Annotated in this window: 21 protein-coding genes; 10 read left to right on the forward strand and 11 right to left on the reverse strand. The window is 47.3% G+C overall.

Going from position 1 to position 26,724, the window contains the following annotated elements:
• The first annotated feature begins 268 nt into the window (after positions 1–268).
• From PKOR_RS10300 to PKOR_RS10315, 4 genes are all read left to right on the forward strand, one after another.
• On the forward strand, positions 269–2,269 hold the full coding sequence (locus tag PKOR_RS10300; RefSeq protein WP_200897436.1) for an OmpA family protein: 2,001 nt from the start codon (positions 269–271) through the stop codon (positions 2,267–2,269).
• Between the two features lie 153 nt (positions 2,270–2,422).
• Entirely contained in the window at positions 2,423–3,145 is a 723-nt protein-coding gene (gene ubiE, locus PKOR_RS10305; RefSeq protein ID WP_046310568.1) for a bifunctional demethylmenaquinone methyltransferase/2-methoxy-6-polyprenyl-1,4-benzoquinol methylase UbiE, read from the forward strand.
• Positions 3,094–3,861, forward strand: coding sequence for a type IX secretion/gliding motility protein PorT/SprT (gene porT, locus PKOR_RS10310; RefSeq protein ID WP_052738802.1), 768 nt, complete (start codon positions 3,094–3,096; stop codon positions 3,859–3,861). Before ubiE ends, porT begins: the two co-directional genes overlap by 52 nt.
• A 4-nt stretch (positions 3,862–3,865) precedes the next feature.
• The gene (locus tag PKOR_RS10315; RefSeq protein WP_046310571.1) at positions 3,866–4,612 is read left to right on the forward strand and encodes an SDR family NAD(P)-dependent oxidoreductase; all 747 of its coding nucleotides are present in this window, start codon (positions 3,866–3,868) and stop codon (positions 4,610–4,612) included.
• An 82-nt stretch (positions 4,613–4,694) separates the two neighbouring features.
• Here the strand turns inward: PKOR_RS10315 and PKOR_RS10320 are convergent, their stop codons facing one another.
• The 3 genes from PKOR_RS10320 to PKOR_RS10330 form a co-directional block, all read right to left on the reverse strand.
• The gene (locus tag PKOR_RS10320; protein ID WP_046310573.1) at positions 4,695–5,093 is read right to left on the reverse strand and encodes an NUDIX hydrolase; all 399 of its coding nucleotides are present in this window, start codon (positions 5,091–5,093) and stop codon (positions 4,695–4,697) included.
• A gap of 80 nt (positions 5,094–5,173) precedes the next feature.
• On the reverse strand, positions 5,174–7,261 hold the full coding sequence (locus PKOR_RS10325; RefSeq protein ID WP_046310575.1) for a prolyl oligopeptidase family serine peptidase: 2,088 nt from the start codon (positions 7,259–7,261) through the stop codon (positions 5,174–5,176).
• A gap of 408 nt (positions 7,262–7,669) precedes the next feature.
• Positions 7,670–9,262, reverse strand: coding sequence for a hypothetical protein (locus PKOR_RS10330; protein ID WP_046310577.1), 1,593 nt, complete (start codon positions 9,260–9,262; stop codon positions 7,670–7,672).
• 322 nt (positions 9,263–9,584) lie between these two features.
• Here PKOR_RS10330 and PKOR_RS10335 point away from each other — a divergent pair, with 322 nt between their 5' ends.
• Positions 9,585–12,071 (forward strand): DUF5686 and carboxypeptidase-like regulatory domain-containing protein, encoded by a 2,487-nt coding sequence (locus tag PKOR_RS10335; RefSeq protein ID WP_046314357.1) that lies wholly within the window; start codon positions 9,585–9,587, stop codon positions 12,069–12,071.
• Positions 12,072–12,190: 119 nt separating this feature from the next.
• Here PKOR_RS10335 and PKOR_RS10340 read toward each other — a convergent pair whose 3' ends face one another.
• From PKOR_RS10340 to typA, 7 genes are all read right to left on the reverse strand, one after another.
• Positions 12,191–13,294 (reverse strand): PepSY-associated TM helix domain-containing protein, encoded by a 1,104-nt coding sequence (locus PKOR_RS10340; protein WP_071843134.1) that lies wholly within the window; start codon positions 13,292–13,294, stop codon positions 12,191–12,193.
• A gap of 4 nt (positions 13,295–13,298) precedes the next feature.
• Positions 13,299–15,641, reverse strand: a complete 2,343-nt coding sequence (locus PKOR_RS10345; protein ID WP_046310580.1) for a TonB-dependent receptor — start codon at positions 15,639–15,641, stop codon at positions 13,299–13,301.
• 216 nt (positions 15,642–15,857) lie between these two features.
• On the reverse strand, positions 15,858–17,060 hold the full coding sequence (locus tag PKOR_RS10350; protein ID WP_052738804.1) for an OmpA family protein: 1,203 nt from the start codon (positions 17,058–17,060) through the stop codon (positions 15,858–15,860).
• Between the two features lie 253 nt (positions 17,061–17,313).
• A complete protein-coding gene (locus tag PKOR_RS10355) occupies positions 17,314–18,156 on the reverse strand; it encodes an MBL fold metallo-hydrolase (protein ID WP_148561663.1) in 843 nt (280 codons plus the stop codon).
• Positions 18,153–19,115 carry an aldo/keto reductase gene (locus tag PKOR_RS10360; protein ID WP_046310585.1) on the reverse strand — a complete coding sequence of 321 codons (963 nt, stop codon included), beginning with the start codon at positions 19,113–19,115 and terminating at the stop codon, positions 18,153–18,155. The genes PKOR_RS10355 and PKOR_RS10360 overlap by 4 nt, the downstream gene beginning before the upstream one ends.
• Positions 19,116–19,159: 44 nt before the next feature.
• Positions 19,160–19,558 carry a DoxX family membrane protein gene (locus PKOR_RS10365; protein ID WP_046310587.1) on the reverse strand — a complete coding sequence of 133 codons (399 nt, stop codon included), beginning with the start codon at positions 19,556–19,558 and terminating at the stop codon, positions 19,160–19,162.
• 141 nt (positions 19,559–19,699) lie between these two features.
• Positions 19,700–21,511, reverse strand: coding sequence for a translational GTPase TypA (gene typA, locus PKOR_RS10370; protein WP_046310588.1), 1,812 nt, complete (start codon positions 21,509–21,511; stop codon positions 19,700–19,702).
• Positions 21,512–21,727: 216 nt separating this feature from the next.
• Here typA and msrB point away from each other — a divergent pair, with 216 nt between their 5' ends.
• From msrB to PKOR_RS10390, 4 genes are all read left to right on the forward strand, one after another.
• Positions 21,728–22,279 carry a peptide-methionine (R)-S-oxide reductase MsrB gene (gene msrB / locus PKOR_RS10375; protein WP_046310589.1) on the forward strand — a complete coding sequence of 184 codons (552 nt, stop codon included), beginning with the start codon at positions 21,728–21,730 and terminating at the stop codon, positions 22,277–22,279.
• A gap of 135 nt (positions 22,280–22,414) precedes the next feature.
• Positions 22,415–23,191 (forward strand): DUF3050 domain-containing protein, encoded by a 777-nt coding sequence (locus tag PKOR_RS10380; RefSeq protein ID WP_046314359.1) that lies wholly within the window; start codon positions 22,415–22,417, stop codon positions 23,189–23,191.
• A 140-nt stretch (positions 23,192–23,331) separates the two neighbouring features.
• Entirely contained in the window at positions 23,332–23,601 is a 270-nt protein-coding gene (locus PKOR_RS10385; protein ID WP_046310591.1) for a hypothetical protein, read from the forward strand.
• 220 nt (positions 23,602–23,821) lie between these two features.
• A complete protein-coding gene (locus PKOR_RS10390; protein WP_148561664.1) occupies positions 23,822–24,166 on the forward strand; it encodes a hypothetical protein in 345 nt (114 codons plus the stop codon).
• Positions 24,167–24,199: 33 nt separating this feature from the next.
• On the opposite strand, the gene PKOR_RS10395 is transcribed toward PKOR_RS10390, so the two are convergent.
• Positions 24,200–24,436 carry a hypothetical protein gene (locus PKOR_RS10395; protein WP_046310596.1) on the reverse strand — a complete coding sequence of 79 codons (237 nt, stop codon included), beginning with the start codon at positions 24,434–24,436 and terminating at the stop codon, positions 24,200–24,202.
• A gap of 216 nt (positions 24,437–24,652) precedes the next feature.
• Between PKOR_RS10395 and metG the strand changes: the two genes are divergently transcribed.
• Positions 24,653–26,692: a methionine--tRNA ligase gene (metG, locus tag PKOR_RS10400; RefSeq protein WP_046310597.1), complete on the forward strand. Its 2,040-nt coding sequence runs from the start codon at positions 24,653–24,655 to the stop codon at positions 26,690–26,692.
• Positions 26,693–26,724: the final 32 nt, after the last annotated feature.

The following is a 26,724-nucleotide window of genomic DNA, read 5'->3' on the forward strand; positions in this document are numbered from 1 at the left end:
TTTGCTGATGTTTCAATTCTATGTGAGTAACTTTATAATTGAGCCTTTTTCGCTTTAAAGGCTACTGCATAGTTTTTAACCTTTTTGCCAGTTAAAGTCGTATGAGGTCAGAAGCTTTGGGAGGAATATTAAATTAAGCATATACTAAAATTTATATATCTCGTATAGGTGCTTGAGGAGGTATGCCTGTTTCTGAAAAATATGCGCCGTACCGAAAATTTTACTCATCACCACAAAAGTTAGGAAAGTATAACCAACCCCTTTACACATGATTAACAATTTAGCCAAATCGTTCTCACGGGGAGCCCTGCTGTTGGCTATGGCTGGCCTTATGGTCACGACCTCTGCCTCAGCGCAAAGCACCAGAAAACAAATGCGGACAGCCAACAAGTTTTTTAAAAAGGAAAACTACCGCGCTGCGTTGCCTTACTACGACCAAGTCTTGGCCGCTGACCCTAATAATGCCAAAGCACTTTACTTTGCTGGTATCAGCTACCTTACCTTTGATAAAGAGAAGGCAGGTGATTTCCTGAACCGTGCGCATCAGCTAAAGCCAAACCTGGATAAAGAGCTGGAGTACTGGTTGGGCCGTGCGGACCATATCAACTACCGCTTTGACAATGCTATTGAGCACTTCCAGAGCTACCAAAAAACCATCAACAAGCGTAACATTGAGCGTAAAGAGGAAGTAGCTCAGCTGATTCAGTACGCTAAGAATGCGAAGCGTGAGGTTGCTAACCCGAAAGACGTATTCGTGAAAAACCTGGGTGGTGATGTGAATACTGCGTATTCAGAGCACAGTCCGGTTATCTCGTCTGACTATAATTACCTGCTGTTCACTTCTCGCTCTGAAGCTACAACAGGAGAGAAGGCGGCTCAGGACGGCGAGTTCTTTGAGGATATTTTTGAGACTAACCGTACAGGCGAAGACTCTTGGGAGAAGCCACGCCCTGTGCCAGGTGCCCTGAACAGCGCCGGCCACGATGCTTCAATCCAGCTTTTTGACAACGATACTAAACTGTTGCTGTACCAATCTATCAACAACGGTGATATTATGGTATCAGAGCGTCAGCCTGATGGAAGCTGGGGTGCGCCAAAGAGCATCAGTGACAAAGTAAACACACGCGATTTCGAGTCTGACGCTTACATTACACCTGACGGGAGCACGCTGTTTTACTCAACAAGCCACTTCTCAGAGAATGGTGACCTGGACATCTACATGCTACAGCGTAACAAGAACGGCTCTTGGGGTAACCCTAAAAGCCTAGGCAGAACCATCAACTCTAAGTTTGATGAGGATAGCCCTTACCTGGCTAGCGATGGTACGCTGTTTTTCGCTTCACGCGGCCATAGCAGCATGGGCGGATACGACATCTTTGCCGCTAAATATGACTCTGTAGCACGTCGTTGGGGTCGTCCGGAGAACCTTGGCTCTCCGATTAACACGCCAGACGATGATACTTATTACCGCTTGGCTCCAGATGGAAGCTACGCTTACTTATCGTCTTACCGCATTGGTGGCTACGGCGAGAAGGATATTTACACTATCAACTACATCAAGAACGCAACTGTTAAAGGTCGTGTATTGGTGCAGGGAGACAGTACACTGGCACTGCCAGGTGTGGAGCTTGTTTTCAATGGTCTGCAGGCTGATAAGCGTCCGATCTCTTACCGTGATGTGAGCAAGCCAGACTCAGCTACTTATAACGTAACAATGCTGTCTGGCCGTAACTATCAAGTGCAGTTGTCGCTGGATGGTGAAGTATTGGAAACGCAGGAGTTTGAAGTACCAGTTGTGCTGGATGACACAACTACTATCAGAAAAGACTTCTTTGTAACATTAGAAGATACTACAGTAGCACGGATTGCTAAGCTTACTCCTGATGCAGCAACACCTGCTTCTGTAAAGATGGAGAACATCTACTTTGCTACAGACAAGTATGACCTGCGCCCTGAGGCAATCCAGGAGCTGGATCGTATTGCTGAAATCATGAAGGCTAACCCAACGCTTAACATCAGCATTGAAGGTCACACTGACTCTCGTGCCAGCGACTCTTATAACATGACGCTGGGCCAGAACCGTGCTGATGCTGCCTTCGATTATCTGGTAAGCAAAGGCATCTCTGCGAAGCGTATGGTAACCGTAACTTACGGTGAGAGCAGACCGGCAGTACCAAATACTTCTGCTGATAACATGCAGCTGAACCGCAGAACTATCTTCAGAGTGCTTCCTCGCGAAGAGCTGCAGAGAAACCAGGAAGTGCAGTAATTAGAGAATATGGCCTAAGTGCCAAAAGAACTATACTCCAGAAGCAGGCCGGGCACATGTCCGGCCTGCTTTTTTTATATTTCGGAACATATTCTGCGGATAATAGTTGTAGGTAGAGTATTTTTGCCCCCGTTACACAATTCATTCCAACCCATGGCGGTAGTACCTTACAAAGACCAGAACGAAGACAAAAAGTCTCAGGTAGCCACAATGTTCAATAACATTGCTGGCAAGTATGATTTCCTGAACCACTTTCTGAGTGCTGGCATCGATATTATCTGGAGAAAAAAGGCAGTAAGCTTACTAGCTCCTGAGAAACCCAAACAAGTGCTGGACATAGCCACTGGCACCGCCGACTTTGCTATTGAAACGCTTCGTCTATATCCGGATAAAATAACAGGAGTAGACATCTCAGAGGGCATGTTAGCCGTAGGACGTGAGAAGCTGGCGAAGCGTGGCTTGACGAATAAGATCGAGTTGAAATACGGTGACTCGGAGAACCTGCCTTTTGGTGATAATTCCTTTGATGCCATAACAGTGGCCTTTGGTGTTAGAAACTTTGAGAACCTGGAAAAAGGTTTGGCCGAGATGCATCGGGTGCTTAGACCAGGTGGCACTGCTGTTGTACTGGAGTTCTCTAAGCCACGCAGCTTCCCGATGAAACAGCTCTATCAATTTTATTTCAAGAATATACTACCAGTGGTAGGTAAAATCGTTTCTAAGGACAATGCTGCCTATACGTACCTACCAGAGTCGGTGCAGGCTTTCCCAGACGGGCAGGATTTTCTTAAAATTTACCAAAAGGTTGGATTTAGAAGCACGAAATGGCATTCACTCACATTTGGAATAAGCTCCATCTACATAGGCAAAAAGTAGCCTTTAGTAGCCTGCTTGCACTCTTTCTGTTGATAGGTGGCGCGGCAGAGGCGCAACAAAAAGTAAAGGCATTGAACAAGCCTGGCTACGATGATAGACCAGTGCACTATGGTTTTTACCTGGCAGTGCCACTTACAAAGTATAATGTTGTGCATTCACCAGATTATGCTAGTCAAGCCTCCCGGGATGAAAACTTTGCTATAAATTCAAAGAATGAGATTGGCTTTTATACGGGTTTAGTGCTGAACGTGCGCCTTGCTGAATATCTGGATGCCCGTTTTGTACCTGGCGTAGGCTTTTATGGCCGCACGCTTGAATTTAAGAATGTAGCAGTGCAAGGTGTAGAAACAGAGGAGGTGATGCTGGAGACCGTTAGCAACACGATGGTTGAGTTGCCGGTGTTACTGAAGTATAAATCAAAGCGCCGTTCTAACTACAGGCCATACATTGTAGCAGGTGTTAAGCCGGGTATCGATCTTGGCAAGGGAAATAACGGAGCAAAAACAGAAACCATGCTGGAGGTTGAGCAGTTTGATTTGGCACTGGAGTATGGTATAGGTATAGATATCTTCTATCCATACTTTAAATTTGCTCCTGAACTGCGTTTCTCGCATGGGTTGCTGAACCAACACAAGCCTCTAGCTACTAGCCAATACAGTGGGTATATAGAAAAGCTAACACACCACAACGTTTCACTCATATTCTTCTTTGAATAACCAAATGACCAAAATTGCATTTGTTACCGGAGCCACCTCAGGTATTGGCCTTGCCACTGCCTTGGAGTTGGCCAGCAAAGGGTATCGCATTATCGCTGCTGGTCGCCGTTTAGAGCGTTTGCAGGAACTGCAGCAAAAACTAGGCGAAGAGAGCGTGTATCCCTTAACTTTTGATGTGCGCAATAAAGAAGCCGTACTACAGGCAATCGCCTCTTTACCTCAGGAATGGCGTAACATAGAGGTGTTGATCAATAATGCGGGTAATGCCCATGGCCTTGCACCTGTGCAGGAAGGGGCCTTGGAAGATTGGGATGCCATGATTGACATCAATGTGAAAGGACTGCTGTATGTAACAAAGGCTGTGCTGCCGTTTATGCAGCAGGGCAGAGGCCATATAGTAAACGTAGGTTCTATTGCTGGTAAAGAAGTATACCCTAACGGGAACGTGTACTGTGCTTCAAAGCATGCTGTAGATGCTCTTTCTAAAGCAATGCGTATAGACCTGGTACAGCAAGGCATCAAAGTGTCAGAAGTAAATCCGGGGGCGGTGGAGACGGAGTTCTCAGAAGTGCGTTTCAAAGGGGATAAGGAGCGCGCTGCTACAGTATATCAAGGTTATGAGCCACTACAGGCACAAGACATAGCCGAGCTCATAAGCTTTATTGTAACGCGTCCCGCACACGTGAATTTGGCTGAGGTATTAGTCCTGCCAACTGCACAGGCCTCATCTACTATAATTAAAAAGCAGTAGTAAACAAGATACTACCTTATATAAAAGCCCCGCCTCCGTTTCATTACAACAGGGGCGGGGCTTCTGCTTTTTAGCTCTCTGGCTACGACAGGAGGCCTTTGTTTCTCAGCCAGTCAAAGATGATCTTATCTACAGGTGATACTTTGTCTCTGTCAGCATACTGCAGCCACACAACTTCTTCTATCTCGGAGGCTGCTTTGATGGTGCCCTTGTACCTGGCACTGTAGCACTGCATTTTTACTTCTATACCTTCGGCGTGACCATGTGCCTGCGCCTGAAAAGTTTCTACGTACTCAATCGAGTCCGGAATTAGCCTGATACTTAGCTCTTCCTCAATCTCCCGCATTAAGGTTTCTTGGTCGGTTTCACCAGCTTCGCGCTTGCCGCCGGGTATGTAGTATACATTCTTACCGCGGCTCCTCGTACTCAAAATCTTGCCGTCTTTCAGCTCAATCCAAGCTAATTTATCGATGATCTTCATTTTTACTGTACTTGATGAATCAGGTAGAAACTTTATCCTTAGACAGCTCACCCTAACAAGATGAGCTGTCTAAGGATAAATTATTTCTGCTCTGAGAGTAACTGCATAACAAAAGCGTATAAATCTGCTTCCTCCCGCACACTGGAATAAATGCCTGTGGCTCCGTAATGACCTGCGCCTCCCTCAACACGAAGCAGTACAGGGTTTGTTTGGGCAGATCGGTTCTGCAGCCTGGCTGCAAACTTATAAGAGTGTAGCGGTGGCACCCTATCGTCGTTGGATGAGGTCATGATGAGCATAGCAGGATAATTCACCTCCTCCTTTATGTTGTGCAGTGGCGAGTAGCTGCGCAGCCTTTCAAAGCTTTGGCTATCGGTTACAGTGCCGTACTCATCTACATGGAAAAGCCCAACAGTGAACCGCTCCAGGCGGAGCATATCCAGTGGTGCTACAACCGGTACTACTGCTTTGAATAGCTCAGGACGCTGAACGGCTGCTGCAGCAACTACAAGACCGCCATTAGAGCCTCCTGTTGCAGCTAACTTCGATGGATGGGTATAGCCGGTTTTTATCAGGTACTCAGCTGCAGCCACAAAATCATCGAATGATGTTTGCTTGCTGGCTCCACGACCTTGTGCAGCCCATTGGCCACCCAATTCTCCACCACCACGAATAGAGGCAAAGGCAAATACACCGCCGTTCTTGATAAAATGGATCAGGCCCGGCTCAAAGCTTGGCTGAGAGATGGCGCCAAAGCCGCCATAGGCTTTAAGTAAGGTCGGGTTAGTACCATCTAACTTCAGGCCCTTCTCATACACCAGTGTCATAGGTACAGGAGTGCCGTCCTTGCCAGGATATTCTACTGCTTTATACTCGAACTTATCCAGGTCATAGGTTACAGTAGTGCGGTCGGTAAGGGTGCGTTCAAAGGTCTTAGTGTTGAACCTGTATACCACCGACGGAAATGTGTAGGAAGAGTAGCGGTAAAGTACCTCGTCGTCATCTGGCGAGCCTGAGAAACTGCCTATGGTGGTTGCTACAGGTAGCTCCAGGTTGTAAAGCATTTTACCACTGTAGTCAAACACAGTTAAAAGAGGGTGGCCATTGGTAAGATAAGTAGCAATAAAGCGGTCATCCATCAGGAAAGTTTCAAGCAAAAGCGCCTTTGAGAACTCAGGCACAATAACACGCCAGTTAAATGGGCTGGCAGGGTCTATTTCAATAAGCCGGCCATTGTTTGCCTTATAGCTTGTTTCGGCAATGAGCTTTCCATTGTAGCTACCCAGAATATCCAAGCCGAAAGAGATGTTGGTCAGGAGTGGCTTGAGCGTTGGCTGTGTTTCATGGTAATCAATGTAATAGTAATTTTTAACATTGGTTTGCTCATTCCGCTCAGTTAGTACAAAAAAGCGCTCGTTTGCCGTAGTAATAAAATCAAATGTAACAGCCGCATTGCCTCGCTCAAAAATAAGCTTATCCTCGCTTTGGGCTGTACCTATTTGGTGGTAGAATACTTTCTGTGCCTTGCCTTCGGGGTAGGCAGCATAGAAGAAGCCATTATCTTTCCAGGCTATGTTCGAGAACTTTACACGCTGGAGATGGTCGGGGCGGTGCACAGCACTCTTAAGCTCTATAACCTTGATTTCTGCCCAATCGCTGCCATTGCGGCTGAACTGGTAGGCCAGCAAATCAGATCCTTTTGACACATCGAATCCCTTTAGCAATATCCTGTCTTTTGCAGAGATGTGCGCAGGGTCTACCAGTGGCTTCAGATCATCGAGGCGTGGGTTACTGCTCATCTCCTTTTTGAAGAAGAGCGCTGGCGTGCCGTTGTTATTGTAATAGTAGTAGCGGAAGTAGTAGTCGCCAACTTTGGTGTAGTTGTGGCTGGCACTAGCGTAAGAGTACTTGTCTATAGCCAGAAAGGCATTGGTTTGGTTAGATGCCTTGGTGAGGTACTTTTTCGATAATTTATTTTGCTCCTCTACCCAAGTTAACACTTTGGGATTATTCTGGTCTTCCAGCCATCTGTACTTGTCGGGTACAACATGCTGGTTATGGAATGTGTCTGCTACTGCCGATTCTTTGGTAACAGGATACTCGAGTTGCTGGGCAAAAAGCTGCCCTGCCTGCAAACACACCAGGAGGGGAAGTAAAATTTGTTTCATGAAAAAAAGGATGATATGGAAGAATTGTATAACCAGCTGTGACTGCTGTTAAAGCAAGGTTTTGATAGTATAATAGATTGTTGTGCGGCTAAATTAATACAATTTCCTGAACCAGGAGAAATGTTCTGAGAGAACTGTAAAATAGTAAAGTACAGCTTGAGTTAGCTGAAGTGCGTTTGGGAAGGGCAGCTATATGAAAGTATATACAGGATAGAGCACAATGATTTCTGTTCCTAACCTTGTAATAAAATGAGTGTTGCTTCTACAGTTGGAGAAAGACTTGCTTGACTGAAGGTTTAAAGTGCTCCTTTACTTTATGTACAGTTACCTGCACAGCACACTTTGCTCTTTGAAGTCTTTAAGAGCAAAGTGTGCTGCCGCAAAATTATACTTATAAGAACTTAAGAACTAAAAGCCTTCCCGGTCGAAGGCATGTACACGCACATCGCTTGTACGCTTATCTTTTATTTCAGGACCACCTTCTACTTCTGTGCCACGCTTGGTGTCGTACACCCACGTTTTCTTGCCCCAGCCGCTTACTTCTGAACTGTCCTTTATCTCGTCTTCGCCACGGCCGCCCACAATTTTAACTTTGATGCCTATCTTCACCTTACCGCTTATCTCAAACTTGTCATCTTCAGCCAAACCGTGCAGTGTAATCAGTTTTGTTTCTGATCGTTTGAACACGCGATGGTATGTTACCGTGTCGTCAGACTTGCGGCGAACAGTTACCTCGGTTTCCTCATGGTTCAGGCGCTTTACCTCAAACTTATCCTCTTGATCGGTGCCTACAACCAGTGCTTCTTTGGCCAATATCTCGTAGAATTCGGCAGCGGCATCGCGTAACTGGTTACGTCGGCTTACCAGCCTTTCTTTAGTTCTGCTGCCCTCCAACTCATACACTGCTTCGGGGTACTGGCGTACGGCCTGCTCTATCACCTCATCAGTTATATGTTGCTGCAGCTCCATGGCTAGCGAATCAAACTGCTGGCGGGTTACCTGCGACAGCGCCCTGTTGTCAATGAACGAGGAGTTGATGGTGAGGGCATAGACATCATTAAAATCTTCATCAAACGATTCAAACTTACGGATAGCCCAGTTGCGGCTGAAAATCCAGGGGATTATCCCGTCTTGGAAACGGTAAAACGCATTATCGCGGTCTTTAGGGATAGGGCGGTAATAGTGGTTGCCGTTACGCTCGTGCTCAGTCCATTCCCACTGTCCCTCATGGCGGTCCCAATCGTGTATGAGTAGGTCAAACAGACGAGCCTTAGCAAAGGCAAGTTGGTCTATAAAATGGTCGTCTTCCCCAAAGCGGTGGTTAAGCATCTTTCCGCTACCTACAATATCAGTGGCATTACCAGATACCTCGTCTACCATGCGGTCATCGTTATACTTCTCCTCCAGTAGATACACCTTGTCGCTGGCGACTTCTTTATACTCTCCAAAGTCACTATCGTCAGGGCGCACATATACCAGTTTAGGCGTAGCATGAGGGATAGCGGCTGCTTTGGCCATAGGAGGTAAAACCAGGGCGGCATAAGGGTTTATTGCCGAAATCTGATCGCGGAGAACGTTTACAACAAACGTTGTGCGCCATACTTTGGGCAGAACCTCTGAGGGTTCTTTGTCTACAGACCGGAGCGCATAAGTTTTATTGTCAGTATTTACCAGTGTAAAGCTGGTTGTCTGAAAGCCGCCACCAATTTTTTCAATGCTAAGGCCACCCCAGGTAGTATCCATATCGAAAACCGGAACGGTAACTGGAGCTGACCAGAGAGGGCGGTAGTGCTGTCCCCAGAAGAGGCGGTGCAGAAAGCCCCGCTTATAGTGGGCTCCAGCCTTTACTTTAATACTATCTACAGATGTTGGGTCGTCCTTCAGACGTTGGTATGCTTCAGCTTCTACCACAGGTGTTTTGGCGTAGAAGTTCTTTCTGGCACAGCCAGCTGAAGCCATTATCAACAAGGCAAGTATTACATGCCAGTAGTATATCTTCATTCAGGTTTGGGTGCTGTTTCTAAGACACTTTAACGTAATGCAGCTATAATGTTTTCACGTGAACCATATATAAACCTTAGTTAAAGTGCCCTGTGAGGTAGGTAAAAGGTAATCTAAAGTATAGCTATAGTTCAATATTTTATTTGTCTGTTCGTTAGCACATGTTAAGGTAGTTTAAAGGGCAAAGTAGGAAGTGTAACCTGCAGATAACAAACGACTTTAATGTAATTTTGACCCAACTTTTTTATAATGGTTGTTTAAACAAGTATGGTGGTATATTAGGGAAATACTTCTACCTTTGCACGCTTTTAAAGATATAGCTTTGGTTAGATATATTATAACAATCCTACTTGTACTTGCCGCGCTGGGCAGCCAGGCCCAGACCCGTGTCTCGGGGCAAGTTACAGATGCTACTACGGGCGAGGCCCTTCCATTTGTCGGCATCTACATCAAGAATACCTCTATCGGAACCTCTACCGATGCAGAAGGCTTTTACAATATCCGTCTAACAAACACGCCTGACTCGCTGACGGCTGCTTTTGTGGGTTACCTGCCCCTTACGCTGCCGATAAAGAAGGGCGTTGCCGTGCAGACGCTTGATTTTAAGCTAAGCACTAATGCGCAGCAACTACAAGAGGTAGTAATACGGCCTGGCGAGAATCCTGCCTGGGCTATTATGCGTCGGGTGATGGACAACAAAAGCAGCAACGACAAGCGCAAGCTCACAGCTTACCAGTACGAGGCCTATACTAAGATGCAGTTCGATGTGGACAATGTAGGGCAGCAGAAAGGTAAGGGCGTAGTGGGTAAGGCAATCACCTCGCTGGTAGACTCCCAGTTATACTTGGCTGGTGAAGATGGCAAGAAAGTGCTGCCGTTCTTTATCTCGGAGTCCTTGTCAGACTATTACTACAACAGGGACCCTAAGCGAAATAAGGAGATCCTGAAAGCCACAAAGGTAACAGGTATCGGTTTGCAGGACGGTACATTGGTGTCGCAGGTGATAGGCAGTAGCTACCAGGACTATAATTTCTACCAGAACTGGGTAAGCGTGTTGCAGAAGAACTTTATCAGTCCGATTGCCGATGGCTGGAAAAGTTACTACAACTATGAACTGGAAGATAGCACCTACATCGGCAACGACTGGTGCTATGAGTTATCTTTCAAGCAGAAGCGCCCGCAGGATCTGGCTTTTAACGGCCGTATGTGGATTACTGCAGAGGGTTATGCCCTTCGGAAGCTGGAGGCTACTGTTAGTAAGTCAGCTAACATCAACTTTGTAGAGAATATTGCCTTAAAGCAGGAGTTGCAACAGGTAGGGGAGAAAGCTTGGATGCCGTCTGAAACAGAGGTTAAAATCAGGATAGTTGGTCTTACACCTAAGCGACCAGGTATACTAGCCAAAGTGTATACTTCCTACAAGGGTGTGGAAGTGAACCAGCCCCAGAAGTCAGACTTTTTTGATAAGCCGGTGGAGTTGCTGGCAGGGGCAGGTAAGCAGACTGAAGACTTTTGGGACAAGCACCGCCACGACAGCTTGAGTGTATCGGATAAGCAAGTGTATGCCACCATCAACACTATACGGGAAACACCAAAAGTGCAGCGTTTTACCAACATTGCTACTGTGCTAGGCACCGGCTACAAGAGCTTTGGAAAAGTTAGCTGGGGGCCGTGGCCTTATACTTATGCCTACAACAATGTGGAAGGGCATCGCTTTCAGGTAGGAGGCAAGACAAATATAAACTTCAGCGACAAGCTGGAACTGAGGGCTTACACAGCCTTTGGTACCGAAGATAAGGAACTGAAGTATAGCCTGGGCGGGCGGTACATCTTCAGCCGCAAGCGCTGGAGCGAAGTAGGATTTACGCACCAGGAGGATCTGGAGCAGGTTGGGCTGATGTCAGACAAGCTGGAGTCCAGCCCGTTCTTTCTGGGCTTTTCACGATTCGGAGAGCTGCGCCGTCCAATAATGGTGCGCGAGACAGGCCTATACGTGCAACGTGATGTGCTGCGCGGAGTAACGGAGAAGATAAGCCTGCGCAAGCGTCAGTTTGATCCACAGTATGATTTTGCTTTCTACAAAGATGGCCCAAGCCAGCCGGAGCAGGTAGCTACCAGCTTTACGGCCACAGAAGTTAGCTTTCTGACGCGCTATGCCAACAATGAGGTGTTTGTGGAAAACGACAATGAGCGTATTAGCTTGGGCAGCGGAAGCAGGCCGGTGCTGAGCCTGAAGTATACATTGAGCCTACAGCATGCACTGGGTTCGACAGTAGACTACCAGCGCGTGGACCTGGGGGTGGAGCAGGAGTTTGTAATGGGTCGACTGGGGAACACCTTATACAGGCTGGAAGCAGGAAAGATATTCTCGCCTGTGCCTTACCCACTGCTGGAGGTGCACACCGGCAACGAAACTCCGTTCTACTACGATGCCACCTATAACCTGATGGACTACTTCGAATTTGCCAGTGATACCTATGCTTCGCTGCACTATGAGCAATACTTTGAGGGATTATTGTTCAACCGTCTGCCCCTGATCAAGAAGCTGAAGTGGCGTGTGCTGGCAACATCTAATATCCTCTACGGCAGCCTTAGCCAAAAGAACCTGGACCTGATGCCAACTATAATACCTACGGGGGCTACGCAGGAGGCGCTGAAGGCACTGGGGCGCGCACCTTACGTTGAGGTAGGCTACGGTATCGAAAACATCTTTAAAATACTTCGTGTAGATGCTTTCCACCGCCTGACATACCTGGATGAAGGTGCCAGAAAGTTTGGCCTGAAGTTCTCGGTGCAGTTTAAACTGTAATTGAAGTAGAAGTATACGTAAAAGAGCCGGGCCACAGATATACTATGGCCCGGCTCTTTTATGACAAAACTCTTAGTGGAGCAGTTTAGCTAGAAATGCTTTAACTGCAAGACGAGGGATTAACGTACTGCCTTCACCATCTTCTTCTGTACAGACTTTGGCTCCTGTGTTGGTAGCTGCCGATAGTACCAGATCACAAAGCCGGAAATAGAAAGTATGGCAGGCATCAAACCGAAGAAGGCATATAGCAACTTCACAAACAAACCTGCAAAATCACCGAAGTGGATAGGATGCAATGATGTCAGGAAGCGGTCCAGCCAAGGTTGGTCACCTACAAAAAAAGGCTCGCCCAACTCACCAGTTTTATAGTCTGCCTGCATTTTGCTGTAAAACTTGCCGTAGTAGGATGGGTCCGACTCCAGGTGGCCAAGCAGTTGAATCTTTCCCTCATCATTTACCGGAAAACGAAGATAGGTGATGTTAAAATCAGGATAGGAGGCTTTAGCTTCTGTCAGGGCAGCATCCACCGAGGCTGTAATTTCTGGTACTGCTATTTCCTGTGTTCCGCCTTTAAGTGCGCTGTTTACCACAGTTATAGCCAGCGACAAGCCCGTTACGCACATCAGCATATTAAATACCAATGCCCATACACCAACTATACGATGCAGGCTAGAGTACATGCTGCGGCGGCTTATAAGCGAAATCTTCTGCCGGAAAGTGATCACCTTTAGTATAGACTTACGGTAGAGCATAAATCCGGTAATGGTAAGAAAGAGAAGGGCTATACCTATCAGCAGCACGGCTATTTTACCAGGTGTGCCTGAGAGCAGGTTATAGTGCAGGTTCAGGACAACGTAGGTGAGCCGGTTGTGAGCCTGGCCAACTGTTGAGAGCTTTTCACCAGTTTCGGGGTGTACAAACAACCACCTGCGTAATTGCCCCTGCCGTAGCTCGTACAACACTGCTTCACTCGGTGTGGCTGGTAGTGAAGGTACTCGTATGTCCCAGCCAGGGTTCTCGGCTCTTACCCAACCTATGGACTTATCTATTTGAAGCGCCTGAGCAGGTGTAGCCAACTCGGAATGACTGGCGAACATCACCTCGTCTATATCGTCGTCGAAAACTAGTATAACGCCAGAAAGGCTGATAACCAGGATGAACATCCCGGCTATCAGCCCACACCAATGGTGAATGGAAAATGTGCGTTTAGTTCGCTTCTTCAAAATGTTACCACTTATAAGATGCCCCTACCTGGAACCTGGCTCCGTTTGCTCTTGTAAAGTTGTCATCGCGACCGTACCAGTACGCCTGTGGCAGGTAATAAGCTTTATCCAGAACGTTCTCAATACCCAGGTTCAGGCTCAGCTTTTCGGTAGCCTGGTAAGAGGCTGCTAAATTAAACACATCAAATGCTTTTACCGGTCCTTCGCCTGAGCTATATCCGCCTTTTGCATTCTTTTCAAACTCATCACGCTCACCAGAGTAGATCCACTGCAGGTTCAGATTCAGGTTTTGCCTAGGCTTCAGGTTAAGGTAAGAAGTAAACTTGAAAGGCGGAATGCGCAGACTTGTCAGAGCCTTATCTTCGTTGTCGTTGTATTCGCCGTTGTTGTTAATGTCAGCTCTGCCCTGGCTATAAGATGCATTGGCACCTAAAGTAATCTTATTTGACAAGAACAGGTCTACCAGTGCCTCAAAACCTTCTACACGCTCTGGGGCACGCTCAATCTCGTAAGCACCAGCTTCGTTGGCAATAAGGTTTGCACCCAGTTTGGAAGTGCTGATAAAGTAGGCACCGCTAAAAGAGGCTATACCTAACTGGCTATGGAAACCGGCTTCATAGTTGTTCACAATCACTGGCTCCAGGTTCATTTGTGAGATAAAGTTCTCCTTTGCGCTTCTTACATAGCGGCCTACATCAATCATGGAGAAGCCCTGTGAGTAGCTAACAAACGGTTTGAAATACTCTAGCGCAGAATAGCGAAGACCTACGTTGAAAGTGTTTGCGTCAAACTTCAGCTTGCCTCCCTGTACATACTCGCCGCCTGCACCACTAGCCAGCACCAGTTGCTGAAAGTCATCTACTGTTACTGATACGTTGTCGAAACGGTATCCAGCCTTAAAGTTTAAGTGCTGCAGGATGCTCAGTTGCAGCTGTGCGTATGGAGCTAGGTTTTTCAGGTCCATTTCTGGTACCCAGGTGCGGCCATCAACCAGTGGCTGCGAAGTTACGTCGTTCAGGTAATCGGCTCCGTAGGCAATGCTACCACTAACCCCGCTACCTAATGCGAACGGTGTATTCAGGTTTAAGCGAACACCATTCTTGCGCGACTTAATAGTAGACTGACCGCCGTTCTCGAAGTATGGCGTGTAACCATATACCGTGTAGAAACTCTGCAGGTAAGTGCTCAGCTCCAGATTCGTGTTCAGGAATAAGTTTTTACCGATGTAGCGCAGCTGTGCGTTGTGGTTGTACTTGGTACCTTCTGGCTCACCTTGCACTTCGCCTTTTACACCAGTTGTAGGACGCTCGCCGTACTTGCCTAGCTGTAACACGTAGTCAGATTCCTGGCGGCTTCCAAAGTAGTTATACATGGCTTCCACGCGGTGGTCAGAGCTAAGGTTATAGCCTGCCTTGGCAAAGCCGTTATACATTTTTGTCTCACCCAAGCCGTAAACCGGGGAAATTACTTCGCCCTCGCCGTCACGCATCACACCTGTTTTCTCGTAAGTGCCGCTGGCAACGTAGTCGAAGTTTTCTAGTTTTCCTGTAAACTGTTGCGACACGCGGCCACCTATTGTATTATCTGAGTGGAAAAGCATGCCTGTACCTGTTAGGGAAGTATAAGCACTGAAAGGCTTGCTGGTGTTTGGCTGCTTTGTGATGTAGTTGATCAAACCACCGTCGGCACCGTTGCCATACACGGCAGTAGCTCCCTTTACTACTTCAACACGCTCTATAGCGGTTGGATCAATGGTACGCACATCGCGGCTACCGTTGCGCAGTGGCGTAGACTGCGGAATGCCATCTACCATGACCAAAACGTTACGGCCGCGGAGCGTCTGGCCCACATTGCTGGTTGTGTTGCTGTTGAGAGCAAGACCTGGCACTGTGTTGGCCAATATATTGGAAATGTCTGTGCTGATTTGTGACTGTATCTGCAGTGTACGCGAGTCAAGTACGTGTACAGAAGCAGGTGTTTCGTCTAATGTCTCCACACTGCGGCTGGCTGATACTACTACCTCATCTAGTGAGCTTGTGCTTGCCTGCACCGTAAGGTTCAGGTTCAGGTTTTCGCCGGTATTCAGGTTTATAGGCTGTCGGATAGCTTTATACCCTACTCCTCCCACGCGCAAAGTATAGTTGCCAGGTTTGATGTTGCTTAAAGTAAATTCGCCAGCTGCATTGGTATTGGTGCCAAGTACGGTACCTTCAAGTGCCACTGTTAAAAGCTCCAGGGATTGCCCATTCGGAGAGGTTACTTTGCCTGAGATGGCGGCATTCTGACTTTGCGCCTGCCCAGTAGACAGAACAAAAAGCCACAGAATAAGGAGTAAAGACTTTTGCATATATAGCTTATTTTTATTTAGACTGATTATATGGAGGCAAAAGTATAAGCTACTCCTGAAGTAGGCAAGGTTTATTTAAACTAATTCTAAATAAGGTGGCAACATTGATATTTATTGCCCGAAAAGTAAAACTACCTGCCATAGAAAGTAGCAGGTAGTTTTATAGATATATAGATTAAAAGGATGGCAGCTCCTGGCCAGGACCTGCCGGAGTGATTACAACTTCACAAATTCTACGCGCCGATTGTTAGACTTGGCTTCCGGTGTATTATTCTTATCAATAGGTTTGGATTCGCCTAAACCTTTTGCAGCCAAGCGATCTTCGGCAATACCCTGCTCCACGAGGTAAGCTTTTACAGCTTCAGCACGTTGCTGGCTCAGCTTCATGTTAGCATTTTCTTCACCATCGCTGTCTGTGTGGCCTTCCACTGTAAATTTCAATGTTGGCTGCTCTTGCATCAGTTTAGCTATACCCGCCAGCGTGCCGATAGATTCAGGGCGTATAGAAGCTTTGTTCACATCGAATTTGATGCCGTAGGTTACAATCTTACCGTCAGCCATTACCTGGTCGTAGAGCTTCTTACCCCCCTCGGCAATCATCACGTTCTTCACCATGGTATTGGCATTAATGCGCTTATCTACCTCTATTCTTAAGCCTGTTGGTTTGCCCGGCATGTTGGGAATATTAATCAGCCGATGCTCGTCCAGGTATACTTTCATGCTGCGCTTATTAAAAGAGATGGCAACATGGCGCCACTGGTTTTTTACTTCTTTTGAGGCCAACTCCTCAGATTCGGAGCCAAAAGTTCTAAACCTTACCCGGTTTGCCCTTACATCTATCGGGTCCCAGAGATCGCCGTTCACATCACGGTTATAAGAGTCTACATCGTCTACCAGATAAATATTGTAGGCCACATTTGGATCATCGCTGTCAAAAAACACATCCATTTCAAACGTAAAAGTTTCCGGTAACCACTGCTCCCCCTTCATCAGGGGTTTTACGCTGGTACCCGTCTGGATAAGGTTGATTACAGGTTCATTGCCAAACATGGATACCTCGGCGTTACCCTTATTCAAATCCCAGCGTGACGGGAACTCGCCTACTTCTTCGCCGGCCAAGTTGTCTGCAAACATCACCTTGTCACCGGGTACAAAATCATACTTGGTCCAGGCTTTCATTTTGCCACCTGTTGCCTCAGCTGAAGCACCTTCTTCAGAGGCCTCGGCTGTGTTGGTGGTGCTACTGGCTGCTTTCGTTGTACCATCCAAGGTATCGTCTATGGTTTTATCAATCTTCTGGTCTAACCTTTGGTTAACCTTGTTTTTGATTTTGTTGCCTATGTTGATCTGTGCATAGGCAGGGGATACAAAAAGCGCCAGCATCAGAACGCCAGCATAAAGCAAACTCTTTTTTTTCATAGCAATAGAAATTTGGAAAGCCTAAAAGTATAGTATATGATAATAAAAATAAGTTTTTGTACTTATTAGAATGCTTGTCTTTTGCGCTGCTTAGTGAAGTGCTGAAAAGTAGGGGTGGAGACACTTCTGCAATAGGTGTATGGGAGCAGAATTGTAGTGTTGAAACGTAGGTATGTAGCACAAAACAGCACGTGCCTGAGCCACAGCATCAGCTGACTCAGGCACGTGCATCATATTAATTTTGCTAGAAAGCTTACTTCCCTATCGACTTCTCCATCAGGATTCGCCACACATTCATGTGCAGCCATTCATCATAGTTCTTCAGGTGCTTATACTGTGGCAGCTTCACCTTCCCTGGTATATCGAAGAATGGAGTGTTGTTTTGGAGTTCTTTCTCTACAACGGCATAGAGATCATCAAAGTAATTCTGCACAAGTGTAATATCACTGCGGTTTCCAATTGCCCGTACATGCGCCATATATACTTTGTCAAACTCTAACTGCTGTATCTTCTTTAGGTCTTCTAACCAATCTTTAGGCGAGGCATCCGGAAGGTAAGCATACAGCACCCTGTCCGGCACTACCAGGTCTATAATAAAGACGGCGTTATGCTCTGGAAAGCGGAATACAGTCATCCCGTCACCATGATTGCGACCAAAGAAATATAGCTCAATAACCTTGCCTCCTGATCTGAAGATAGTTTTTTCGCCGCTCCAGCTACTGTCTGGAGTTATAACTTTTGGATTAGGAGTAATGGTATTCTTGGCCTCAATATGGCTCACAAATGTGGCTCCCTGACTCTTAAAGATCTGGCCTCCGCTGATATGGTCCCAGTGGTTGTGGCTATAGAAAACATGTGTAACCGGCTTATTGGTCACCTTTCGTATAGCCTTCATGGTAGCCGCAGCACGAACTGAGTCCAACGGGTCTATTACGATGACGCCTTTATCTGTGATGTAGAAGCAGGAAAAGGTGCGGTCTCCGACAAAGTACAGGTTATCCTGTGCCTTTATAGTTTTTATACCTTGTGCACAGGCACTCGCTGACCAAAAGCCGGCGAGCGCCATGCAAAGTATGAGCCACAAGAGTTTCTTCACACTTCTTGAGTATAGCTCGAAGCCTTCTCTAACTGCTTCATATCATCTTGGGTCAGCTCTAGCTGCACAGCCTCAGTGAATGCTTGCACGTGCTTACTTTTTGTGGCGCTGGCAATAGGGGCGGTAACAAGCGGATTGTTAATCAGCCAGGCAAGCGCAATTCCGGCTTGCGACACACCATGCCTTTCTGCCAGCTCATCTAGTGTGGCAAGTATATGCCTGCCCCGCTCATCAAGATACTTCTTGATTCCGCCTCCCCGTACACTCTTGCTCAGGTCCTCCTCACTACGGTACTTTCCGCTCAGGAAGCCGCTGGCCAGGGAGAAATAGGTTATTACTCCTAAGCCTTCTTCTTTGCAGATTGGGGCTATTTCTGCTTCATATTCCTCACGATCGTAGAGGTTATACTCTGGCTGGAACACTTCGTAGCGTGGCAGCCCCTGCTTTTTACTGGCCTCAAGTGATGCACGCAAGCGCTCCGGCGAAAGGTTAGAGGCTCCAATGTAACCTACTTTGCCTGCCTCAATCAGTTTCTGATAGGCACCTAGCGTCTCCTCAACCGGTGTCTTGTCATCATCCCAATGCGTCAGATACAGGTCGATGTAATCTACTTGCAGCCTTCTCAGGGAATCGTCGGCAGTTTTAAGGATATGCTTCTCGGAAATGTCTTTGTGGCCTTGCCCCATGTCAGAGCCAACCTTGGTGATGAGTACGATTTTGTCGCGGTTGCCGCGTTCTTTCATCCATTTACCAATAATGGTCTCAGACTCACCGCCCTGATTGCCCTCGCCCCAGCGAGAGTATACATCGGCTGTATCCAGGGTGTTGAATCCTGCTTCGTATACTTCATCCAGTATCTCGAAGGACTCTTTTTCGTTCAGTGTCCAACCAAAAACGTTGCTTCCTATCACAATAGGAGCTGTATGTAGATCCGTGTTTCCTAGCTTTCTTTTGTTCATGTTATAGTATATAGGTTGCTATATTTGATTTCTGCTTCTTACTCTTAGCTCCTGCGCAACAGTGCCAATGCATGGCTGTTATGGTTTGCAAAAAGGTAAAGTATGGCTAAGTACAGCCCATAGAACATCTGTATGGACACCCCAGACCAGTTCTCCTGTAGCGAAGATCCGAAGATAAGCACGCAGATAAGTATGACTCCAGCCACTGTGCTTGCACGTATGGCAATGCCAAGAATCAGGAAAATGCCTAGCAGCAGCTCTACAAAAGGAAGAATGTAGGCAAAAGCCAGCACCATAGGATAGGGGAGTACGGTTTCGTTAAAAGAGGAGGCCATGCCTTCTGCAAACTGTGTGATCTTTGGGACGCGTACTAACCCATGGCCTAAAAAACTAAAGCCTATTGGCAAACGGGCTAGTGCATAAGCTGCCTTGTTGTATTGCATGCCTGAGGAACATCTGTTTTTTGCATTAAACAGCTCTTGGCATGGTATGTTTAGATTAGTTGTAGAATCAGTTTGATACAAAAAGCAAAAACGCCTGCCACATTGCTGCGACAGGCGTTTTGTATAAGTGCATTTTAAAGCTTAAGCGTTAGCATCAGCTCTAGACATACGGTTACGCTCGTTCTCGTCTAGGTAGATCTTGCGCATACGCAGGCTCTTTGGCGTTACCTCCAGGTACTCATCCTTCTGGATGTATTCCATGGCTTCTTCAAGCGAGAAGTTTTTAGCCGGAGCAATTTTCGTATTGTCGTCAGAGCCGGAAGCACGCATGTTTGTCAGCTTCTTACCCTTTTGGATGTTTACCGTGATATCGTTCTGGCGGTTGTGCTCACCAATTACCTGACCCATGTATACATCTACACCCGGATCAACGAAGAACACACCTCTGTCCTGCAGCTTATCAATAGAGTAAGCAGTACCAGGACCTGTCTCCATAGAAATGATAGAGCCGTTATTACGACCAGGGATAGTGCCTTTATACGGCTCGTACGCCTGGAAACGGTGGTTCATGATCGCCTCGCCGGCAGTAGCAGTCAGTACGTTGTTACGCAGGCCGATCAGACCACGCGCCGGAATGTTGAACTCCAGGTGCTGCAGGTCGCCTTTTGGCTCCATGATTGTCAGTTCACCTTTACGCTGCGTTACCAGTTCAATTACCTTACCAGCTGTTTCTTCCGGAACGTCAACTACCAGGTGCTCGATTGGCTCGTGGCGTTGTCCGTCAATTTCCTTATAGATTACCTGTGGCTGACCTACCTGAAGCTCGTAGCCTTCGCGGCGCATAGTTTCGATAAGTACAGACAAGTGCAGGATACCACGACCGAATACCAGGAAGGTATCCTCACGGTCTGTTTCCTGTACGCGCAGGGCCAGGTTTTTCTCTGTTTCCTTCATCAAACGATCGCGCAGGTGACGTGATGTCACGAACTTACCCTCTTTACCAAAGAAAGGAGAGTTGTTGATCGTGAACAGCATGTTCATGGTAGGCTCGTCGATAGAGATACGCTCCATTGCCTCTGGGTTCTCAGCATCAGCAATTGTGTCGCCAATATCGAAACCTTCTATACCTGTAACCGCGCAAATCTCACCGGCAGACACTTCCTGAACGGCTTTCTTGCCAAGGCCTTCAAATACCTGAAGTTCCTTAATGCGGCCTTTCTTGATGCTGCCGTCAGCTTTGCAAAGAGAGATTGGCATACCTTCCTTCAATGTTCCACGGTGAACGCGACCAATCGCGATACGGCCTACGAAAGAAGAGTAATCAAGAGAAGTGATCTGCATTTGCGGCGTACCTTCGCGGAACGGAGCAGCAGGGATCACATCAATGATAGCATCCAAAAGTGGGGTGATATTGTCAGTTGGCTGCGTCCAGTCGGTGCTCATCCAGCCCTGCTTTGACGAACCGTAAAGTGTCGTGAAGTCTAGCTGGTCTTCTGTGGCATCAAGGTTAAACATCAGGTCAAACACCTGCTCGTGTACCTCGTCTGGGCGACAGTTTTCTTTATCTACTTTGTTTACTACCACAATCGGCTTCAGGCCAAGCTGAATCGCTTTGCCCAAAACGAAACGCGTCTGTGGCATGGCACCTTCAAAGGCGTCTACCAGAAGCAGTACGCCGTCAGCCATTTTCAGCACGCGCTCTACCTCACCACCAAAGTCGGCGTGACCAGGGGTGTCGATAATGTTGATCTTAACGTCTTTGTAACGAACCGACACGTTCTTAGAAACGATCGTGATACCACGCTCGCGCTCCAGGTCGTTGTTGTCCAGAATCAGGTCGTCGAACTGCTGGTGCTCTGCAAAAAGCTTAGAGGCGTGAATGATCTTGTCCACGAGCGTGGTCTTGCCGTGGTCTACGTGTGCGATGATCGCAATATTTCGAATATTTTGCATTGAATTGATTTTTCGAGCCGCAAAAGTACTAAAAAGGCTTCAGACTTTTACTAGTTCGCTCGAAATAAACAGGTTATGATACTATTAATTTACGCTGCGGCTGTTTTGGCACAGGTTATGAGGCAAACATCAAAAGGTTATCTTTTGTTTCCTAGGTAGTTAGTAAATTTTAAAGTAGCTAAAGCCAGGCACCCACCCACACCGTAAGTATGAGTTATGAAAAGAATAGAGATTTATTTGATGGTAGTGCTGTTGAGCTTTACGGCATGTGCCCAGCAAGAGACAACTTCTGAGTTTACAGCCACCACAGCAGCAGCAGGAGATGAGCCGTTGGAAGAGGCGGTAGTCAACGCTTTAAATGATGAGACACTGCAAGACACTGTGGTGAAAACAGAAGCTGAGTGGCGCAAGCAGCTAACGCCGGAGCAGTACTTTGTGCTTCGACAGGAGGGCACAGAACCCCCTTTCAAGAACAAGTATGATAGCAATAAAAAGAGGGGCATCTATGCCTGTGCGGCCTGTGGTAACCCCATGTTCAGCTCTAAGACTAAATTTGACTCCGGTACCGGCTGGCCCAGCTTTTATGCGCCAATAGCCAAAGAGCAGGTAAAAGAGGTAGAAGATAGGTCTTTCCCGGGTGAGGTGCGCACGGAGGTAGAATGCGCCCGCTGCGGATCCCATATCGGGCACGTATTTCCGGATGGTCCTAAGCCTACTGGCTTGCGCTACTGCCTTAACTCAGCAGCCCTTAACTTTCAGGAAAAATAAGTTGCTGAGAGCTTTTCTGCCTTACCTTTGTGTGGCAAAACAGGCTCTCAGCACTGCTTAATATACGTTTGTCACATTCTTATTTTACCCGCATCAGGCTCTACCGGACCTGATATGGGAAGCATTTATTATATCATGAGTAAAAGAATAGAAGCCTTGCAACAGGCTTTGCAGGAGCACAGGCAGCGACTGCTAAAACATAATGTTTACCAGTCGTTGGAGACGCTGGATGACTTGAGGCTCTTTATGGAGCACCATGTGTTTGCCGTATGGGACTTTATGAGCCTGCTAAAAGCGCTGCAACGGGAGCTTACCTGCGTTACCCTACCATGGGTACCCAAAGGCAGTCCTTCTACCCGCCGCCTTATAAACGAAATCGTGCTGGAGGAGGAAACTGACGTGGACCAGCAGGGGCAGCCAGTAAGTCATTTTGAGCTGTACTTACGTGCCATGGCCGAGGTTGAGGCTAATACGGCGCATGTTGAGCAACTGCTAACAGGTATTGCAGAAGGTAAAAAGGTAAACAATGCTCTTGATCAATTGCCGATTGATCCTTCAGTAAAAGCATTTGTGCGCAATACCTTCAGGGTGGCAGACTCCGCAGAACCGCATATAATTGCTGCCGCTTTTACCTTTGGCCGCGAAGATTTAATACCAGACATGTTTCGCCACCTGATCGAAGATCTGAACAGGCGGTTTCCAGGTAAACTCAATACCTTCATCTATTACCTGGATCGCCATATACAGCTGGATGAGGAGGTGCATACACCTTTAGCGCTGCAAATGGTGGACGAGCTTTGTGGCGATGATGAGGATAAGTGGCAGGAGGCCCTGGAGGTATCAAAGGCTTGCATAGAGCAACGCATCGAACTCTGGAACGGCATCCGCAACCTGTTACCTTCTGAAGCTTAAACCCTCAGCTCGGTTAGGAGTACAGGAGGTCTGTTCCTAGATTCGTGTCACTATTCAATACAAAGAGGCAATGAGTGCATGTGATTAACTATTGAAAGCAGCCTGTCGTACTTTAATTCTGAACCAAAAAGAATAAAACTATGGCAGAATTACATTCAGAAGCTGAAAATATAGAAAATACCTCCCAATGCATTTTAGAGGCTTTCAAACAGTATGAAGTGCGCGAAGGCAGTGTGCTACACTACCAGCAGCTCTACCCGTTCCTGCAGGAGCGTTATCCGCACTACAAGGACGTGCAAAAAGAAGCGGAGCATCATCTTACAAAAGAAGGTTATGTAAATCCTGCTCCGGATGGCCTTATGTTAACGCAGGTAGGCCACGACCATGTGTGGGGTGGCGAAGGCCGTTAAACCTAGAAAAGCTTTTGATAGGAGACAAACTCCTGCTAAAAGAACAAGCCGCTGTTTCAGCATTGATTGCCGGAGCAGCGGCTTGTTTTTGCTACATATGATGCTACTACTGCTGTAGCATAGTTGTGTGCTTGAAAAATAAGTGCAATTTCGGAGTATGTGCGTATACTATAGTATGAGCCTGAAAAACAGGTGTATTACAACTATAGCAATACCACAAATGGATAAGTATGTCACATACAGTATAGGTTTAGTACTAAGCGGGGCAACAGCTTGTACTTCTCTTAGCGAGGGGCAGGAGAACCTGCCACCACCATTACCGGCAAATGAGCGGGTGACCCTCAGAAGTGATCCAAACCAAAGCCTTCGCGAGAGAATGGATGGGCAGGCGAGCGAGATCAACAGGAAGCGTAACATTGAACAGTTAGACCTCAACAAACCAGCTATGACGCCGAATAACCTTCGTCCGCAGCTGTTGCCTTTTGCTCCGGTTGATTCTACAAGGCATAATATTTATTGGCCTCTTGACCCGGTAGTACGGCCATTACCGGCTAACCAAGAATAAAAAACGCCCTCAGATTTTTACTGAGGGCGTTTTTTATTGCTTCTTCTTTTCTTTCTTACCAACGTCTTCCGGTTGCTCGACTTCACCTAAGTGTAGTTCATCGGGTTCCAGGTCAACGTAAACTTCGTTTTCAGGTGGCGTATTTTCTGATTCTCGATCACGATCAGTACCTCGAGGGGATGGATTTTTACTTACATCCTCTGTACTGTCGCGCTTTCCAAGGTTATCGCCATCATGCTTGGTGGTTCTTAAATTATCTTTGTTCTTCATAGGTAAGGATGATTTTATCTTCTGCTTACGATCACTGTTTTGGAGTTATAAACCTGTATTTGCCACTTACGGCTGCTTAATAAGGCTTTTCTGACTCCGGTTTGTAGCTTTCTACGCAAACATTGCGTGTGCAGCCGTATATACTTCTACGGGATTAACGGCACCTGGCGGTGCATTCTGCAACGTATTTGTATATTTGCTTTTTTAAGAGACAAGATGACGAACAACCCCAAAAGATATACTGTAACGGCAGCTTTGCCGTATGCCAATGGCCCGGTGCACATTGGCCACCTGGCGGGTGTATACTTGCCTGCTGATGTGTATGTGCGTTACCTGCGCCTGCAAAACCGCGATGTGAAGTTTATCTGTGGTTCTGATGAGCATGGTGTGCCGATTACAATCCGCGCAAAGAAAGAAGGTATCACGCCTCAGCAGGCCGTAGATAAGTACCACGAGCTGATCAAGAAGTCCTTTGAGGACTTCAACATATCTTTCGATGTCTACGACCGCACCTCTTCTAAAATCCATGCCGAGACTGCAGGAGACTTCTTTAAGAAGCTTTACGAAGACGGTAAGTTTATTGAGCAGACCACGCAGCAATACTATGACGAGAAGGCCCAGCAGTTCCTGGCTGACCGTTACATTGTAGGTACCTGCCCTAAGTGTGGCAACGAAAATGCCTATGGCGACCAGTGCGAGAGCTGCGGTACTTCCCTGAATGCTACAGACTTAATCAACCCAAAAAGTACTTTGAGTGGTGCGGTGCCTGTAATGCGTGAAACCAAGCATTGGTACCTGCCCCTGAACGAGTATGAGGCATGGTTGCGCGAGTGGATTGTTGAAGGCCACAAAGGTGACTGGAAGCCGAACGTGTACGGTCAGTGCAAAAGCTGGATAGACCAGGGACTGCAGCCACGTGCCGTTACCCGTGACCTGGATTGGGGCGTGCCGGTGCCAGTGGAAGGAGCAGAAGGCAAAGTGCTTTATGTGTGGTTTGATGCGCCAATAGGCTATATATCCGCTACGAAAGCCCTGACAGATGATTGGGAGAAATACTGGAAAGACGAGGAGTCGAAGCTGGTGCACTTTATCGGAAAAGATAACATCGTGTTTCATTGCATCATTTTCCCGAGCATGCTGAAGGCGCACGGAGATTACATCCTGCCAGACAACGTACCTGCCAACGAGTTCCTGAACCTGGAGGGCGATAAAATCTCTACTTCCCGCAACTGGGCTGTGTGGCTGCACGAGTACCTGGAGGAGTTTCCGGGCAAGGGCGATGTGCTGCGTTATGCACTGGCTTCTAATATGCCGGAGACAAAAGACAACGACTTTACCTGGAAAGATTACCAGGCCCGCAATAACAATGAGCTGCTGGCTATACTTGGTAACTTCATCAACCGTGCTGTGGTTCTCACCCAGAAGTACTACGAAGGAGCTGTGCCTGAGCGAGGTGAGCTCACAGATTACGATAGGGAGGTGCTAGGCGTACTGGAGGGCATGCCACTGGTGATTGCAACCTATATCGAGCGCTACCGCTTCCGCGATGCACTTGGCGAACTGATGAACCTGGCCCGCCTTGGTAACAAATACCTGGCTGACACTGAACCTTGGAAGCTGATCAAGACGGATGCTGAACGCGTGAAAACCATTATGAACATTGCGTTGCAGATTTCTGGCAGCCTTAGCATCCTGATGGAGCCGTTCCTGCCAGAGTCTGCTGGTAAGCTGCGCAGTATGCTTAGCCTGAATCCTGGTATGTGGGCAGATGCCGGTTCTGCAGATCTTGTGCCAGCCGGTCACATCATCGGCAAGCCAGAGCTGTTATTTGAAAGAGTAGAAGATGCCGCTGTAGATGCGCAGGTACAAAAGCTGCTGGACACGAAAAAAGCCAACGAAGTAGCCAATGCCACGGTAGAAACAGCCAAGGAGAACATCACTTTTGATGATTTCACGAAGATGGACATTCGTATTGGTACCATCCTAGAGGCTGAGAAAGTAGCCAAAACTAAAAAGCTCCTAAAGCTTAAAGTTGATACTGGCATTGACCAGCGCACAGTGGTAAGTGGTATTGCTGAGTTCTTTAAGCCAGAGGAGATTGTAGGGCAACAGGTAAGTATACTTGTGAACCTGGCTCCGCGCGAGATTAAGGGCATCACCAGCCAGGGTATGATCCTGATGGCTGAGAACCCTGATGGTTCACTGGCCTTTGTGCAGCCAAGTAAGCAGATCAAAAATGGTGGCGAAGTGAGGTAAAGCCTCTTTCCACTTGCATAGAATAGAAAAGA

This window comes from Pontibacter korlensis (genome assembly GCF_000973725.1).
GTDB classification, from domain to species: Bacteria; Bacteroidota; Bacteroidia; order Cytophagales; family Hymenobacteraceae; genus Pontibacter; species Pontibacter korlensis.

Excerpts from the sequence above, each read along its gene's own strand:
- msrB (WP_046310589.1), top strand. The coding sequence starts at position 21,728 with ATGAAAAGAATAGAGATTTATTTGATGGTAGTGCTGTTGAGCTTTACG.
- PKOR_RS10380 (WP_046314359.1), top strand. The coding sequence starts at position 22,415 with ATGAGTAAAAGAATAGAAGCCTTGCAACAGGCTTTGCAGGAGCACAGG.
- ubiE (WP_046310568.1), top strand. The coding sequence starts at position 2,423 with ATGGCGGTAGTACCTTACAAAGACCAGAACGAAGACAAAAAGTCTCAG.
- porT (WP_052738802.1), top strand. The coding sequence starts at position 3,094 with ATGGCATTCACTCACATTTGGAATAAGCTCCATCTACATAGGCAAAAA.
- typA (WP_046310588.1), bottom strand. The coding sequence starts at position 21,511 with ATGCAAAATATTCGAAATATTGCGATCATCGCACACGTAGACCACGGC.
- metG (WP_046310597.1), top strand. The coding sequence starts at position 24,653 with ATGACGAACAACCCCAAAAGATATACTGTAACGGCAGCTTTGCCGTAT.
- PKOR_RS10320 (WP_046310573.1), bottom strand. The coding sequence starts at position 5,093 with ATGAAGATCATCGATAAATTAGCTTGGATTGAGCTGAAAGACGGCAAG.
- PKOR_RS10325 (WP_046310575.1), bottom strand. The coding sequence starts at position 7,261 with ATGAAACAAATTTTACTTCCCCTCCTGGTGTGTTTGCAGGCAGGGCAG.
- PKOR_RS10345 (WP_046310580.1), bottom strand. The coding sequence starts at position 15,641 with ATGCAAAAGTCTTTACTCCTTATTCTGTGGCTTTTTGTTCTGTCTACT.
- PKOR_RS10365 (WP_046310587.1), bottom strand. The coding sequence starts at position 19,558 with ATGCAATACAACAAGGCAGCTTATGCACTAGCCCGTTTGCCAATAGGC.
- PKOR_RS10315 (WP_046310571.1), top strand. The coding sequence starts at position 3,866 with ATGACCAAAATTGCATTTGTTACCGGAGCCACCTCAGGTATTGGCCTT.
- PKOR_RS10360 (WP_046310585.1), bottom strand. The coding sequence starts at position 19,115 with ATGAACAAAAGAAAGCTAGGAAACACGGATCTACATACAGCTCCTATT.
- PKOR_RS10390 (WP_148561664.1), top strand. The coding sequence starts at position 23,822 with ATGGATAAGTATGTCACATACAGTATAGGTTTAGTACTAAGCGGGGCA.
- PKOR_RS10395 (WP_046310596.1), bottom strand. The coding sequence starts at position 24,436 with ATGAAGAACAAAGATAATTTAAGAACCACCAAGCATGATGGCGATAAC.
- PKOR_RS10330 (WP_046310577.1), bottom strand. The coding sequence starts at position 9,262 with ATGAAGATATACTACTGGCATGTAATACTTGCCTTGTTGATAATGGCT.
- PKOR_RS10300 (WP_200897436.1), top strand. The coding sequence starts at position 269 with ATGATTAACAATTTAGCCAAATCGTTCTCACGGGGAGCCCTGCTGTTG.
- PKOR_RS10385 (WP_046310591.1), top strand. The coding sequence starts at position 23,332 with ATGGCAGAATTACATTCAGAAGCTGAAAATATAGAAAATACCTCCCAA.
- PKOR_RS10350 (WP_052738804.1), bottom strand. The coding sequence starts at position 17,060 with ATGAAAAAAAAGAGTTTGCTTTATGCTGGCGTTCTGATGCTGGCGCTT.